General features: G+C 72.9%; 12 protein-coding genes. 3 read left to right on the top strand and 9 right to left on the bottom strand.

The features are described 5' to 3' along the window. Nucleotides 1-53 precede the first annotated feature (53 nt). Nucleotides 54-2,951, top strand: coding sequence for a helix-turn-helix transcriptional regulator (locus Vqi01_RS03155; protein ID WP_204032787.1), 2,898 nt, complete (start codon nt 54-56; stop codon nt 2,949-2,951). Nucleotides 2,952-3,110: 159 nt separating this feature from the next. Here the strand turns inward: Vqi01_RS03155 and lipA are convergent, their stop codons facing one another. Next, nucleotides 3,111-4,094, bottom strand: a complete 984-nt coding sequence (lipA, locus tag Vqi01_RS03150; RefSeq protein ID WP_204032785.1) for a lipoyl synthase — start codon at nt 4,092-4,094, stop codon at nt 3,111-3,113. Between the two features lie 388 nt (nt 4,095-4,482). On the opposite strand from lipA, the gene aspS reads away from it, so the two are divergent. Continuing rightward, a complete protein-coding gene (gene aspS / locus Vqi01_RS03145) occupies nt 4,483-5,769 on the top strand; it encodes an aspartate--tRNA(Asn) ligase (RefSeq protein ID WP_204032783.1) in 1,287 nt (428 codons plus the stop codon). Here aspS and Vqi01_RS03140 read toward each other — a convergent pair. The 5 genes from Vqi01_RS03140 to Vqi01_RS03120 form a co-directional block, all read right to left on the bottom strand. After that, on the bottom strand, nt 5,766-6,383 hold the full coding sequence (locus Vqi01_RS03140) for a TetR/AcrR family transcriptional regulator (RefSeq protein WP_204032781.1): 618 nt from the start codon (nt 6,381-6,383) through the stop codon (nt 5,766-5,768). The two genes, aspS and Vqi01_RS03140, sit on opposite strands and share 4 nt — an antisense overlap. A gap of 13 nt (nt 6,384-6,396) precedes the next feature. Beyond that, complete coding sequence (locus tag Vqi01_RS03135; protein WP_204032779.1) at nt 6,397-7,071, bottom strand: DUF4166 domain-containing protein; 675 nt, start codon at nt 7,069-7,071, stop codon at nt 6,397-6,399. Beyond that, entirely contained in the window at nt 7,068-7,772 is a 705-nt protein-coding gene (locus Vqi01_RS03130) for an SRPBCC family protein (protein ID WP_204032778.1), read from the bottom strand. The genes Vqi01_RS03135 and Vqi01_RS03130 overlap by 4 nt, the downstream gene beginning before the upstream one ends. Nucleotides 7,773-7,870: 98 nt before the next feature. Next, the gene (gene lipB, locus Vqi01_RS03125; RefSeq protein WP_204032776.1) at nt 7,871-8,512 is read right to left on the bottom strand and encodes a lipoyl(octanoyl) transferase LipB; all 642 of its coding nucleotides are present in this window, start codon (nt 8,510-8,512) and stop codon (nt 7,871-7,873) included. Between the two features lie 78 nt (nt 8,513-8,590). Further along, nucleotides 8,591-10,393: a DUF6311 domain-containing protein gene (locus Vqi01_RS03120; protein WP_204032774.1), complete on the bottom strand. Its 1,803-nt coding sequence runs from the start codon at nt 10,391-10,393 to the stop codon at nt 8,591-8,593. A 312-nt stretch (nt 10,394-10,705) separates the two neighbouring features. Here Vqi01_RS03120 and Vqi01_RS03115 point away from each other — a divergent pair, with 312 nt between their 5' ends. Next, complete coding sequence (locus tag Vqi01_RS03115; RefSeq protein WP_204032864.1) at nt 10,706-11,878, top strand: extracellular catalytic domain type 1 short-chain-length polyhydroxyalkanoate depolymerase; 1,173 nt, start codon at nt 10,706-10,708, stop codon at nt 11,876-11,878. Here Vqi01_RS03115 and Vqi01_RS03110 read toward each other — a convergent pair. From Vqi01_RS03110 to Vqi01_RS03100, 3 genes are read right to left on the bottom strand one after another with little or no spacing between them, the layout of a single operon-like run. After that, nucleotides 11,865-12,767, bottom strand: a complete 903-nt coding sequence (locus Vqi01_RS03110; RefSeq protein ID WP_204032773.1) for a TIGR01777 family oxidoreductase — start codon at nt 12,765-12,767, stop codon at nt 11,865-11,867. The two genes, Vqi01_RS03115 and Vqi01_RS03110, sit on opposite strands and share 14 nt — an antisense overlap. Nucleotides 12,768-12,813: 46 nt before the next feature. Next, nucleotides 12,814-13,821, bottom strand: coding sequence for an aldo/keto reductase (locus Vqi01_RS03105; protein WP_204032771.1), 1,008 nt, complete (start codon nt 13,819-13,821; stop codon nt 12,814-12,816). Between the two features lie 47 nt (nt 13,822-13,868). Next, nucleotides 13,869-14,018, bottom strand: coding sequence for a hypothetical protein (locus tag Vqi01_RS03100; protein ID WP_204032769.1), 150 nt, complete (start codon nt 14,016-14,018; stop codon nt 13,869-13,871). Nucleotides 14,019-14,027: the final 9 nt, after the last annotated feature.

Genomic DNA, 14,027 nt, shown 5'->3' with positions numbered 1-14,027 from the left:
GCCCCTTCTTAACAGACGGTGCAGGAGGTGCGGGTGGGAACGGAGGGCATGGCATGCTCGGTGCTGTGACCGCTCGCGCCACCAGCACCGTCCTCGTCGGCCGTCAGCGCGAGATGACGCGGCTGAACGAGGCGCTCGCCCGTGCCCGTGCCGGCGAGCCGGTCACCGTCCTGGTCGGCGGTGAGGCCGGGGTCGGCAAGACCCGGCTGCTGGAGGAGTTCGGCCGGTCGGTCGGCGAGGAGGCCCGCCTGCTGCTGGGCCAGTGCCTCGAACTCGGCGAGGCCGGTCTGCCCTTCGCCCCGTTCGCCGCGGCGCTGCGCACGGTGCTGCGCCGCGACGGTGCCGCCGTTTTCGACGGGTACGAGGTCGAATTCGCTCGCCTGCTGCCGGAACTGGCCCGGGTACCGGCCGGTGTGGTGCTGCCGGCGGCCGTTATGCCTTCGGACGCACCCCGCGGTTACCTCTTCGACCTGGTCGCCGAACTGTTCGGCCGCCTAGCCGCCAACCAACCGCTGGTGTTGGTGGTCGAGGATCTGCACTGGGCCGACCGGTCGACCCGCGACCTGATCGGCTTCCTGGTGCGGGCCGCGCGCACCGAACGGATGCTGCTGGTCTGCACCTACCGCACCGACGAGTTGCACCGGGGCCACCCGCTCCGGCCGTTCCTGGCCGAGCTGGACCGGGTCCGGGGCGTCGACCGGATCGAGCTGGGGCGTCTGGACCGGGGCGGCACCGGGGCGATCCTCGCCGGGCTGCTGGACGCGGAGCCGGCCGCCCGTGCGGTCGACGACATCCACGACCGGACCCAGGGCAATCCGCTCTTCATCGAGGAGTTGGCCGCCGCCGGCAGCCCGATCGGCTGTGCCGCCCTGCCGGACACCCTGCGCGACCTGCTGCTGGCCCGGGTGGACCGGTTGCCCGAGCCGGCCCAGCGGGTGCTGCGGATCGCCGCGGCCGGCGGTATCCGCCTGGCCCACCAGCTGCTCGCCGAGGTGGCCGGGCTGCCCGAGCCGGAACTGGACGACGCGTTGCGGGCCGCCGTCGCCGCCCAGTTGCTGGTGGCCGACCCCGACGGCGATTACGAGTTCCGGCACGCGCTGGTCCGCGAGGCGGTGCACGACGAGTTGCTTCCCGGCGAACATGCCCGGCTGCACGCCCGGTTCGCCGCCGCCGTCGAGGCCCAGCCCCATCTCGTCGCCGCCGGCCGCGCGCCGGCCGAGATCGCCCATCACTGGTACGCCGCACACGACCACCCACGCGCCCTGGTCGCCGCCCGTGCGGCCGCCTGCGCCGCCGCCGAACGATACGCGTACGCCGAGCAGGCGCGGCTGCTGGAACGGGTGCTGGAGCTGTGGGAGCTGGTGCCCGACGCGGCCGAACGGCTCGGCATCGACCACCTGGCGCTGCTGGAGGAGACTCTGGGGGCCGCCAGCACCGCCGGCGACTACCAGCGGGCGTTGACCCTGACCCGGGCGGCGCTGGCCGAGGTGGACACCGAGGCTCAGCCGTTGCGCGCGGCGCGGCTGCTGGACCAGCGCGGCCGGATGCTGGCCATGCTCGGCAAGAGCGACGGCGCCACCGAGCTGCGCGAGGCGTACCGGCTGGCGTCCACGGTGCCGCACAGCCCGGAACGGTTGTGGCTGCTCGCCGACCTCGCCAACCACCTGGCCCGCATCGATTACGACGACGGGGCCCGGATCGCCGCCGAGGTGATGGCGGCCGCGGCGGCTGCCGGGGTGAACGACGCCCTGCTGCCGGTGCAGCTCGCGGTGCTGCGGTGCCGCGACGGCGCGCCGGATCTCGGGCTGACCGAGCTGCGCCGGTGCGAGGCCGTGGCACGTGCCGCCGGGGAATCGTCGACCCTGGTCACTGCCCTGGTGCACATCTCCGACGTGCTTTTCGAGTTGGGCCGGTACGAGGAGTCGGCCCGCGCCGCCGCCGACGGGGTGAGCGAGGCGCGTCGGGTCGGGATCAGCCGCTCCACCGGCGCGTACCTGCTCTCCAACCGGGCCGAGGCGCTGCTGGCGCTGGGCCGGTGGGCGGAGGCCGACCAGGTCTGCGCCGAGGCGGCCCGGCTCGACCCGCCCGGGGTGTCCGGGCTGCACTGGCTGCAACTGCGAGCCGGATTGCGGCTGGCCCAGGGGCATCCCGGGGCCGACGAGACGGTGGGCCGGGCGCTCGCCTTCCTCACCAAGCCGTACCTGCACCCGCACCACCGGCTGCCCCTGCTGGAGCTGCGGCTCGCGGCGGCGCTCGCCGCCGACGACCGGGCCGAGGCGCTACGCGCCGTGGTGGCGAGCCTGGCCGATCCGGCGATCGTCGCGTATCCCCGCTACGGCTGGCCGGTGCTCGCCGCCCAGGCCCGGGTCGTCCGGCACATCTCCGACGACGAGCTCATCGCACGGGTGGCCGCGCTGGCCGCCACCGTCCCGGTCCGGTTCCCCGCCGAACGGGCGTACGCCGCCGAGGTCGCCGCCACGGTGGCTCCCGGTGGCGGTCCGCTCGCCGCCTGGCGGGTCGCGGTCGTGGCATGGCGGAGCGTCGGTCAGCCCGCGGCGCTGGCCCGGGTGCTGCTGCTGTTCGCCGAGGCGGCGGCCGGGACCGGGGAGCGGGAGGAGGTGGTGGCGGCGGTACGCGAGGCCGTCGCGCTCGCCGACGGGCTCGGCGCGACGCTGCTCGCGGAGCAGGCCGCCACCCTGGCCCGGCGGATCGGTCTGCGGGGTGCGGGCCAGGCCGGGCCCGGTGCCGACCTGCTCACCGAGCGGGAGCGGGAGGTGCTGCGCCTGGTGGCCGAAGGACTCAGCAACAGCCGGATCGCCGAGCAACTGTTCATCTCACCGAAGACGGCCAGCGTGCACGTCTCCCGGATCATCGCCAAGCTCGACGTGACCAACCGAATGGAGGCCGCCGCCGTCGCCCACCGCCTCAACCTCCTGGCCAACTCCTCCTGACCCCGGCCGCACCGCCCCAGCCACCAACCTCCGCGTCCGCGATCTTGCACTTTCTGTCGCCGCATGAGCGACGAAAGCCGCAGAGCGGCGACCACAAGTGCATGATCGCCGGGCACGTCGGGGCGGGGCGAGGGCGGGGCGGGGCGAGGGCGGCGGAGGTCAGGAGACAGCGGGTTTGCGGGCGGCCAGGGCCTGCTGGTAGAGGCGGCCGGCACGGTACGACGAGCGCACCAGCGGCCCGCTCAGCACCCCGGCGAAGCCGATCTCCTCGGCCTCGGCACTCAGCTCGACGAACTCCTCCGGCTTGACCCAGCGCTCGACGGGGTGGTGCCGGGGGGAGGGGCGAAGGTACTGCGTGATCGTGATCAGTTCACAGCCGGCCGCGTGCAGGTCGCGCAGCGCCTGGGAGATCTCGGCGCGCTCCTCGCCCAAGCCCAGGATCAGGTTGCTCTTGGTGACCAGGCCGGCGTCGCGGGCCTGCCGGATGACGTCCAGCGAACGCTCGTAGCGGAACGCCGGCCGGATCCGCTTGAAGATCCGCGGCACCGTCTCGACGTTGTGCGCCAGCACCTCCGGGCGGGCGCCGAAGACCTCGGCGAGCTGCTCGGGCACGGCGTTGAAGTCGGGAATCAGCAGCTCGACACCGCAGCCGGGGTGCAGGGTGTGGATCTGCCGGACGGTCTCGGCGTAGAGCCAGGCGCCGCCGTCGGGCAGATCATCGCGGGCGACCCCGGTGATGGTGGCGTACCGCAGGCCCATCGACACCACCGACTCGGCGACGCGGCGCGGCTCGTCGGCGTCGAACTCGGCCGGCTTGCCGGTGTCGATCTGGCAGAAGTCGCAGCGACGGGTGCACTGGTCTCCGCCGATGAGGAAGGTGGCCTCGCGGTCCTCCCAGCACTCGTAGATGTTGGGGCAGCCGGCCTCCTGGCACACGGTGTGCAACCCTTCGCGGGCGACCAGCCCGCGCAGCTGGGTGTACTCCGGGCCCATCTTGGCCTTGACCTTGATCCACGGCGGCTTGCGCTCGATCGGCGTCTCGGCGTTGCGCGCCTCGATCCGCAGCAGCCGCCGCCCCTCGGGGGCGGGCGTCGCGGTACGCGCGGCCGGGCCGGTCGTCAGCGCGGAGTGCTCGATCGTCACAAAACGAGCCTACGTCGCACGGCCACGGTCGATGAACTGCGGGCGACCGCCGTCACCCGAAAAACCCTGTGACACCGGACACCAGGGGCGGCGAAAATGCGTAACGCAGCGGCGGTGAGCGGCGGGAAGAACAGCGTTTCGGTGAAAGGAAGGGCCCCCTTTTAACGCCTGCAGTAGAGCAGGGGCCCCTTCTTAACACTGCGCGCCCAGTAGAGCCCGCCCGGCTGGCCCCGGTGAAAAGGCGACGAACGAGGCTCCCGCCCAGGCGGGGGCGAAGGTGTGGTGGCACCGCGAGGTTCCCGCTCGCCCACACCTCCCCGGGGCTGAGGCGACGCTTCACCACCCGAGGGTGGCGAAGGCGTTGCGATCGACCGAGGAGCAGCCTGCTGTGCAACGCATCCTGTCCGACCAGCTCACCCCGCACATCGGTGACCCCGTCCGCATCGCGGGCTGGGTGCACCGCCGCCGACTGCTCAAGTCGGTGGCCTTCCTGATCGTCCGGGACGCCGCCGGCCTTGCCCAGGTCGTGGTCACCGACCCGGCGGTACGCGCCACCGTCGAGGCGCTGTCCGAAGAGACCGTCGTCGAGGTCGTCGGCACGGTGGTTGCCAACGCCACCGCGCCCGCCGGGGTCGAGCTGACCGACCCGGCGGTACGTCCGCTCGGCCCGCCCGCCGTACCGCCCCCGTTCGACCTGTACCGGCCGGCACTGACCGCCACCCTGCCCACTCAGCTCGACAACGCGCCCGTCGCGCTGCGACACCCGACCCGGTCGGCCGCGTTGCGGATCTCGGCGGCGGCGGTGGCCGGCTTCCGGGCCGCGCTCGACGCCCGGCGGTTCGTCGAGATCCACACGCCGAAGGTGGTCGCCTCGTCCACGGAGAGCGGGGCGAACGTGTTCGCGCTGGACTGGTTCGGCCGGCCGGCGTACCTGGCTCAGTCGCCGCAGTTCTACAAGCAGCTCATGGTCGGCGTCTTCGAGCGGGTCTACGAGGTCGGGCCGGTGTTCCGGGCCGAGCCGCACGACACCGTACGGCACCTGGCGCAGTACACCTCGCTCGATGCCGAACTGGGCTTCGTCACCGACCACCGGGACGTGATGGCGGTGCTGCGGGACACCATCGCCGGGATGCTCGACACCGTCGGCGAGCGGGCCGCCGCCGCGCTGGCCACCCTCGGCGTGGAGCTGCCGGCGATGCCCGCGCAGATCCCGGCCGTGCACTTCACCGAGGCGCTGCGGATCGCCGGCGCTCCTGCCGAGGAAGTGGACCTGGCCCCGGCGCACGAACGCGCGCTGGGGGAGTGGGCCCGGCGCGAACACGGGTCGGAGTTCGTCTTCGTCACCGGGTACCCGATGGCGAAGCGACCCTTCTACACCCACCCCGACCCGGCCCGGCCGGGCCACTCGAACGGATTCGACCTGCTGTTCCGGGGACTGGAACTGGTGACCGGCGGGCAGCGGCTGCACCGGCACAGCGACTACCTGGCTGCCCTCGCCGCTCGCGGCGAGCCGGTCGAGCCGTACGCCGGTTATGTCGACGCCTTCCGGCACGGCCTGCCCCCGCACGGCGGCTTCGCCATCGGCCTGGAACGTTTCGTGGCCCGACTGGTCGGCGCCGCCAACATCCGCGAGGTCACCGCCTTCCCCCGCGACCTGCACCGCCTGACCCCCTAGACCTTGCGGAGTTTCGCCTGTACGGCGCGGCGGGCGAGGGGGCCGAGGTCGTCGAGCACCTCGACCAGGATGGCGAGGCGTTCCAGCGCGTCGAAGGCGGACCGCGCGCCGGCCGGGTCGACGCCGTCGTAGAGTTCCAAGCCGACGAAGGCGGCGGAGACGGCCCGGGCCAGCCCGGCCGGGTCGGCGACCGGGGCGACCGGTGAGCCGTCGAGCAGCCGGTGCAGCACGGCCTCGATCTCCACCGTCCAGAGCCGCAGCGCCGCCGCGGTGGACTCGGCGAGCTTGGGATCGCTCTGTGCGCCGGCCAGCAACTGGGCCAGCACCGCGAGATTGCCCTCGGCCCGTTCCTGCTGGTGCAGGGCACGCCCGAGGTCGAGCAGTTCCCGCAGGGACCGGACCTCGGCGAAGCGCGCGCGGTACACCGCCACCCGGGCGACCGTCGCGCTCCGGCAGGCCTCGGCCAGCAGGTCGTCCACGCTGCCGAAGTGGTAGAAGACCAGGGCCTGGTTGACTCCCGCCGCGGCGGCGATGGTACGCGCCGACACGCCGGCGATGCCGTGCTCACGGATCGCGGCGAGGGCGCCGTCGATCAGCTTCTCCCGGGTGGCCATGGAATCCCCTCGTCTACTCCCGGGGATTCTCCCGCAGCGGCCGGACGGCGGCCGGCACCGGTGCCCGGTCCGGCTCGACGTAGCGGGTCATGAAGCTGCCCGTGTAGCCGAACAGCGGGCCGAACCGGCGGTTGACCACCCGGACCTCGATGCGGAACCGGTCGGCCCGCTGGTCGTACCACTCTCGTAGCCGCGCCTCGCCGGTGAGCAGACCGGGACAGGGCAGCCCGTTCGGGAAGCGCTGGAGGCCGCTGCGGATGGTCAGCGCACCGGCGGAGTCGACGGCCACGTGCAGGTCGACCGCCAGGTGTTGGTGGGTGCCGAGATAGTCGACCAGGACGCCCCGGCGGGCGCTCCACACCATCGTGGCATCGAAGCGCCGTCGTCGGTGCGGGGCGACCTGGAAGGTGCGTACGAAGGTCAGCGTCGGGCGGCCGTACGAGTCGGTGTAGGCGTAGTTCTCGATGGTGAAGGGGATCTGCCGGCCGGTCTCCGGAAACAGGATGTGCCGCAGGACGCCGAGGCGCAGGAACGGGCCGGTGAAGGCGGCGCCCCGCCAGACCCGGTCCATCACCCCGGTGCCGACGCAGCCGAGGTCGGACTCGCCGTCGACCGCGAAGCGACGGCGCAGTTGCGGGTGCAGGCGGTCGAAGTCGGCGCCGAGGGCGTGCTGGAAGACGGAGGTCACAGGCGCTCCAGAAGGGTGGGTGGCCGGGCGGCGAGCCGGTCCGGCGGGCGGCGTCGGCACCGCCGGGCGGCCGGGGTGTGCGGGTGTGGGGGCAGTAGCCAGGCGGCCAGCGCGACGACGACCAGCGCGACCGTGGCCGCTGCCCGGTTCACGGCGGCGGCCGCCAGGGTGGCGGTGGCCACCGCGGTCAGCCGGAGGAGAACCTCCCGGACGGCGTTGGCCCGGGCGCGCTCCGGCGACACGCCTCGGGTCAGCCAGATCCGCAGCCGGTCGAACGACCACGCGGTGGCCCAACCGAAGAGGGGTCGGAAGCCGAGGTCCGCGAGCCGGCCCAGTCGACCCCAGCGAAGGGTGTACGAGTATCCGGTCAGGAATCGGACGCCGTGCGGCCCCGGCCGGTAGCGCCAGTACCCCGAGCCGACGGCGATCAGCGAACGCCGATCGTCCGAGCCGAACCGCAGCGCCGAGGTGCGGGTGCCGTCGGGGCGGTGGCGTTCCCCGGCGTGTACGCCCCAGCCGGCCACCGTGAGCCCGGGAAACACCCTGGTGGCGTACCGGAACCGGGCGGGCGCGCTGCCCGGCACCGGGTCGATCCGGCTGAAGCGCACATCCCACCGGCGGTGCTCCCCGGGCTGCTGGGTCGCCCACCAGACCTGCTCGATCGGTGCGTCGATGAGTGTCTCGACATAGATCGGCCGCACGTCAACCCCCGTTGTTTGAGCGACTGCTCAACCGTACCCACGTTTAAGCGATCGCTCAAGACCCCGCGTGCGGCGGCGGGTCGCGGTTGGTCGCCCGGTCAGGGCGCGAGAAGGGTGGAGAGGTGGCGATCGACGACCGGGAGAACGTCGGCGACGGTGATCGGGCGGCCCAGCTCGGCGGTGAGCGAGGTGACTCCGGCGTCGCGGATGCCGCAGGGCACGATCCGGTCGAAGTACGTCAGGTCGCAGTCGCAGTTGATGGAGAAACCGTGCAGAGTGACCTCGCGGGCGACCCGGATGCCGATGGCGGCCACCTTGCGGGCCGGCCCCCGGTCGTCGGCCGGGACCCAGACCCCGCTGCGTCCCTCGATCCGGCCCGCTGCCAGGCCGAACTCGGCGCACACGTCGATCAGCAGCTGCTCGACCCGCCGCACATATGCGACCACGTCGACCGGGTCGGGCAGACGCAGGATCGGGTACCCGACCAACTGCCCCGGACCATGCCAGGTGATCTTGCCGCCGCGGTCGACGTCGATCACCGGGGTGCCGTCGACCGGTCGGTCCCACGGCTCGGTGCGCTTGCCGGCGGTGTAGACACTCGGGTGCTCCAGCAACAGCACGGTGTCGCCGCGCTCGCCGGAAACCACCGCCTCATGCAGGCGGCGCTGCTCGTCCCAGGCAGCGCTGTAGTCGAGGACACCGGCGTGCACGGCCGTCAGGCCGGAAGTCGTCGCGGTCACGCGATCCAGCCTAGACCCGTACCCGCCGGTCACCGGCGGTGAGTCGGCTCACGGACGCACGTTTCCCGGCCCGTCGACTCAGTCCTGTCGGACCCGCCAGAGCCAGACGTCCTCGACCCGCTGCGGTTCGCCGAGCAGCATGGTCAACGTCCGCCGGACGGCCTCCTCGTCGACCGGCCATTTGGCGCCGTGCATCTCGTCGGCGAGCACCACCGTCTCGATCCGCCAGTGCGCCAGGTCGGCCTGGACCTCCTCGTGGGTGCCTTCGGTGACGATCGGCGGCAGGCCGGTGCGGGCGGCCTGGTCCAGCAGCGCGCCGAAGGGACGCGGTACCGGTCCGATCCGTCCCCGCCCCTCCGGGCCGCCGGGGCCGAGGAAGAAGCCGGACGGGATGGCGAACTCACCCTGCCGGTTCGCCAGCGCGTACGCCTGCCAGCGCTGCCCGTCGGGGTAGACGTCCAGGGCCAGCGGCGCCGGGGTCAGCGTGCCGCCCGGGGAGACGTACTGCCGCCACACGCCGGAGGTGATGAAGCGCGGGATCGGCTCGCGTTGAATGGTCAGCAGCGGCGTCGGGAACAGCGGCACCAGCGCCACGGCGAAGCCGACCGCCCAGGCCACCACCGCCGCCCGGCGCGGTGGTCGCCGGCGAAGCTGGTCCACGGCGTACGCGAGCAGCAGGCCGATCACCGGGGTCACCACCAGCGCGAGCCGGGCGGGCAGCGCGGCGTTCACCACCGGCAGGTGCCCGAGCAGGTCGAACGGCATCGGCAGGTCGGTCCGCCGGCCGTCGACCTTGGCCACCGGCCCGAAGGAGAGCGCGGTGAAGGCCACCCCGAGGACGCCCAGCGCCCACAGGGTGGACCGGCGGCGCGGGTCGCCACCCCGCCACAGCAGGACGAAACAGCCCACGGCGAGCACCAGCAGCGGCAGCCCGAAGAAGGAATTCTCCTCAGTGGGGTTCGGGGCCAGCGAGGTGCCGAACCCCGCCTCGCCGGCCAGCGAGCGGCGAGGGTACGCGGCGTAGGCCGCGACGTCCTCGGAGTGGATCACGGCGTCGAATCCGGTGCCGTGAAACCGCTGCGGACCGGCGAAGTGCAGCCAGAGCGGGTACGCCAGGAGCGCTCCGGCGACCACCGCGGTCACCGCGAGCCCGCGCAGGAACGACGGCAGCACGGCTCGGGCCTCGGCGCGGTTGGCCGGGTGCAGCGCCCAGACGGCGACGAAGACGCCGAGCGCCAGCGCGGTGAAGAACAGGCCCTCGGCGGCGATCGAGAAGGCGACCGCGACGAGCAGACCGAGCAGCACCCCGTCGCGTAGCCAGTGACCCGGCCGGCGCAGCGCGAAGAGCCGCCAGATCAGCAGTGGCACCAGCCAGCCCGCGGTCCAGTTCAGGTGGGCGTTGGCGTGCGAGACCATGCCGGGGGAGAAGCCGATGAACAGGCCACCGAGCGCTGCGGCGAGCCGGCTGCGGACCAGGTACCGGGAGAGCAGCCAGTACCAGGCGACGGCGGTCGCGGCCAGGTTCAGGGTGAGGACCACCAGGAAGGTGGCCGGCGGCCCGATCAGGTACGTCAGCGGGGCGAAGGCCACCGCGTACACGGTGATCGAGGTGTTGACCGCGAGGTTGACCCCGTCCGGGACGTTGATCAGGTACGTGAAGAACGGGTTCTGCGCGTGGCTCACCGTGTGGCCGCCGAAGGCCAGCAGCCACTCGAACAGGGCCTGATCGCTGGAGTTGACCGTGATCGCGCGGCCGTTCGGGTCCCGCCACAACCCGCTGGTCACCCAGACGGCGAGCGCCAGGGCGACCAACGTCACGATCAGATCGGCGCGCCGGTCGCGGCGCGGCGACGAGGTGGGCGCGGACGGCGAGGTGGGCACCTAGCGGACGTTACCAACCGCACCCGGACAGCCCGGTCAGACCCGGTGTAAGGAAGGGCCCCCTATTAACGCCTGGTGTAGGTAAAGGGTCCCCTCCTAACACCAGAACCGCGACGGGCACGACAGCCGGGACGGGCACGACAACCCGGGACGGTGGCGCACATCTGGGCATCGATGAATGTGTGAACCATCGACATGTCACAGGCGTGACGTTCCTGCGTAACGTCACGGCAATTATCGGTGACCCAGTTCACACTTCCAGGAGGTCCCGTGCGCCGACGTCCTCGTACCCTGACCGGCCGACTCGCCGGCATGCTGGCCGGCCTGGTCCTGGCCGCCGCCGCGCTGGTGGCGGTCGCCGCCCCGGCCCAGGCCGCGTCCCTGATCCAGGTCACCGGCTTCGGCTCCAACCCCGGCAACCTAGCCATGTACGCCTACCGGCCGGACAACCTCCCGTCCGGCGCTCCCGCGGTCGTGCTGCTGCACGGCTGCGCCCAGAACGCGACCGGCTACCTCGCCAACTCCGGCTGGCAGAAGTACGCCGACCAGTGGAAGTTCGCGCTGATCGTGCCCGAGCAGCGGTCGGCCAACAACTCCAGCTCCTGCTTCAACTGGTTCGAGACCGGCGACACCAGCCGGGGGCAGGGCGAGGCGCTCTCCATCAAGCAGATGGTCGACCACGCCCGGTCCAGCTACGGCACGGCCGCCGACCGGGTGTACGTCAGCGGGCTGTCGGCCGGCGGAGCGATGGGCGCGGCCATGCTCGCCACCTATCCGGACGTCTTCGCGGCGGGCTCGATCATCGCCGGCGTTCCCTACCGGTGCGCCACCGGGATGGTCAACGCGTTCACCTGCATGAGCCCGGGCGTGGACAGGACCCCGGCGCAGTGGGGCGATCTGGTGCGCAACGCCCACCCCGGCTACTCCGGACCGCGGCCGAAGGTGGCCATCTGGCACGGCACCGCCGACTACACCGTGGCGACGGCGAACGCCACCGAGTCCCGCGACCAGTGGACCAATGTGCTCGGCGTGGCACAGACCCCGACCAGCACCGCGCAGCTGCCGGGCGGCACCAACCTGGAGGTGTACGGCAACGACGCGGTCCGCGTCTACCGGGTCTCCGGCATGGGGCACGGCACTCCGGTGGATCCGGGCACCGGTGCGGATCAGTGCGGCACCGCCGCCGCGTACTTCCTGGACACCATCTGCTCGGCGTACCGTGACGCGCTCTTCTTCGGCCTGAACGGCGGCGGCCCGACGCCGAGCCCCACCGCGACCGCCGGCCCCACCGCGAACCCCAGCCCGACCGGTGCCCCCTCCTGCGTCACCGCCAGCAACTACGCCCACGTGGTCGCCGGCCGCGCCTACCACTCCGGCGGCTACGCCTACGCCAACGGCTCCCACCAGCGGATGGGCCTCTACAACACCTTCCACACCACCGCTCTGCGCCAGACCGCCCCCAACCACTGGGTCATCGGCTGCTGAGGGCGGCCTGCAAGGCGGTGGGCAGGTCGGGGTGGCGGAAGGTGAAGGCGGCGCGGGCCAGCACTCCGGGCAGGACGCGGGTGCTGGTCAGCGCCTCCTGGGCGAAGCCGCCGAGGGCCACCTTGAGGGCCAGGGCGGGGATCGGGATGACGGCGGGGCGGTGCAGCTGCCGGGCCAGTTCCCGGGTGAACTCGGCATTGGTGACCGGTGCCGGGCCGACCACGTTCACCGGCCCGGCCAGGTCGGCGCGAGCGAGCAGATACGCGGTCGCGTTCAGCCAGTCGGCCATCGAGATCCACGGGATCCACTGCCGCCCGCTGCCCAGCCGCCCCGCGATGCCCAGCTTGAACGGCAGCAGCATCGGCTTGAGCAGCCCACCGTCGCGGTGCAGGGGCAACCCGGTGCGCAGCCGCACCACCCGTACCCCGGCGTCCTCGGCCGGCCGGGTCGCCGCCTCCCACACGCGCGCCACGTCGGCGAGGAAGCCCTCGCCGGCCGGCGCGTCCTCCTCCACCACCCGGTCGCCGGTGTTGCCGTACCAACCGATCGCCGAGGCGTTCAACAGCACCTCGGGCCGGTCGGCCGCCGGCAACCCGGCGATGGTGATGGCCAGCGTGGTGGTGGTGTCCACCCGGCTGGACCGGATCAGCTGCTTGTACCGGTCGTTCCAGCGCCGGTCGCCCACCCCGGCGCCGGCCAGGTTGACCACCGCGTCCGCCTCGGCCACCACCGCCGGGTCGAGCTGCGCCGCCGACGGCTGCCACTGCCGCTCGTCCGGCGTGCGCGGCGGCCGGCGCACCAGCCGGGTCACCTGATGCCCGTCGGCGACGAGCTGGCCGACCAGTCGGGTGCCGAGGAAGCCGGACGCGCCGGCCATGAGGATCCGCATGCTCACATCTTCGGGTACGCGTGGCAGCCCGGCGGCGTGGACCCGGTTACACCTTCGCGCCCGCGTCGGCCGAACGCAGATCCGCCAGGAGGCGCTCCACTTCGGCGTACGCGTCATCCGGCAGCGGACCGAGGGCGAGGGTGGCGAGGTTCTCCTCGACCTGGGCCACCGTCCGGAAGCCGGGAATCGGCACGGTACGCGGGCTGCGGGCCAGCAGCCAGCCGAGGGCACCCTGGGCGAGGGTACGGCCGTCGGCGGTGAGCGCTGCGCGGACCCGGCCGACCCGTTCGGCCCACTCCGGCGCCGGCCGGCCGTCGACGAACCAGTGCAGCCACTCCGGCGCCCGCCCCCGCACGTCGTCGGTGCCCAGCGACCGGGTCGCGCCGGTCAGCAGTCCCATCGCCAGCGGCCCCCGGTTGATGCTGGCCAGGTCGTGCGCCGCGCACACCGCCAGCATCTCGGCGTTGTCCCGCAGCACGGACTGGTCGTGCTGGATCGCGGTGCAGTGCGGGGCGGCCGCCGCGAAGGCCGCCGCCGAGGCGGGATCGTCGGTGCTCCACCCGTACGCCCGGATCGTGCCCTTGGTGACCTCGGCCTCCAGCGTGTCGACCAGGTCGAGCGCGGCGGCGGGTGGCAGATCGTTCAGGTGCAGTTGGAAGAGGTCGACGTGATCGGTGCCGAGCCGGCGCAGCGACTCCTGGAGGCTGGCCACCGCGTACGCCGGGCGGTGGTCGGTGCCGGTGGCCAGGCGGGTCGCTTCCTGAAAGGTGTGGCCGAACTTGGTGGCGATGACCACCCGGTCGCGGCGGCCCGCGAGGGCCCGGCCGAGCACCCGCTCGCTGTGTCCGGCCCCGTAGTTGCTGGCCGTGTCGAAGAAAGCCACTCCACCGTCGAGCGCCGCGTGGATGGCACGCACCGACTCGTCGTCGTCGACCTCGCCCCAACCGTACGGCTGCCCGTCCTCGCCCCACAGCGGCCCACCGATGGCCCAGCACCCCAGGCCGATCGCGCTGACCTCGATTCCGCTGCGTCCCAGAACCCGTGTGATCGTCATGCCGCCCAGCGTTCCGCTTAGAGCACACTCGAAGTCAAGCCCAGCCGTCAGGCGGCCTCGTGGGTCGGCGCGGCGGTGGCGCGTACGGGCTTGAGGATCTCGTCGATACGGTCCACGTCGTCGGCGGCGAAGAGCGCTTCCGGGCCGTGCGGGGCGATCTCGGTGAGCGGGGATTCGTAGAGCCGGCCGATCTCCATCGCCCCGTT

The organism is Micromonospora qiuiae, from assembly GCF_016863555.1.
Lineage (GTDB): Bacteria > Actinomycetota > Actinomycetes > Mycobacteriales > Micromonosporaceae > Micromonospora > Micromonospora qiuiae.
This window is presented reverse-complemented; position numbering and strand designations above follow the sequence as displayed.

Coding starts and splice junctions, on each gene's coding strand:
- Vqi01_RS03140 (WP_204032781.1), bottom strand. CDS start 6,383: ATGGCCACCCGGGAGAAGCTGATCGACGGCGCCCTCGCCGCGATCCGT.
- Vqi01_RS03100 (WP_204032769.1), bottom strand. CDS start 14,018: ATGGAGATCGGCCGGCTCTACGAATCCCCGCTCACCGAGATCGCCCCG.
- Vqi01_RS03115 (WP_204032864.1), top strand. CDS start 10,706: ATGCTGGCCGGCCTGGTCCTGGCCGCCGCCGCGCTGGTGGCGGTCGCC.
- Vqi01_RS03155 (WP_204032787.1), top strand. CDS start 54: ATGCTCGGTGCTGTGACCGCTCGCGCCACCAGCACCGTCCTCGTCGGC.
- Vqi01_RS03110 (WP_204032773.1), bottom strand. CDS start 12,767: ATGCGGATCCTCATGGCCGGCGCGTCCGGCTTCCTCGGCACCCGACTG.
- Vqi01_RS03105 (WP_204032771.1), bottom strand. CDS start 13,821: ATGACGATCACACGGGTTCTGGGACGCAGCGGAATCGAGGTCAGCGCG.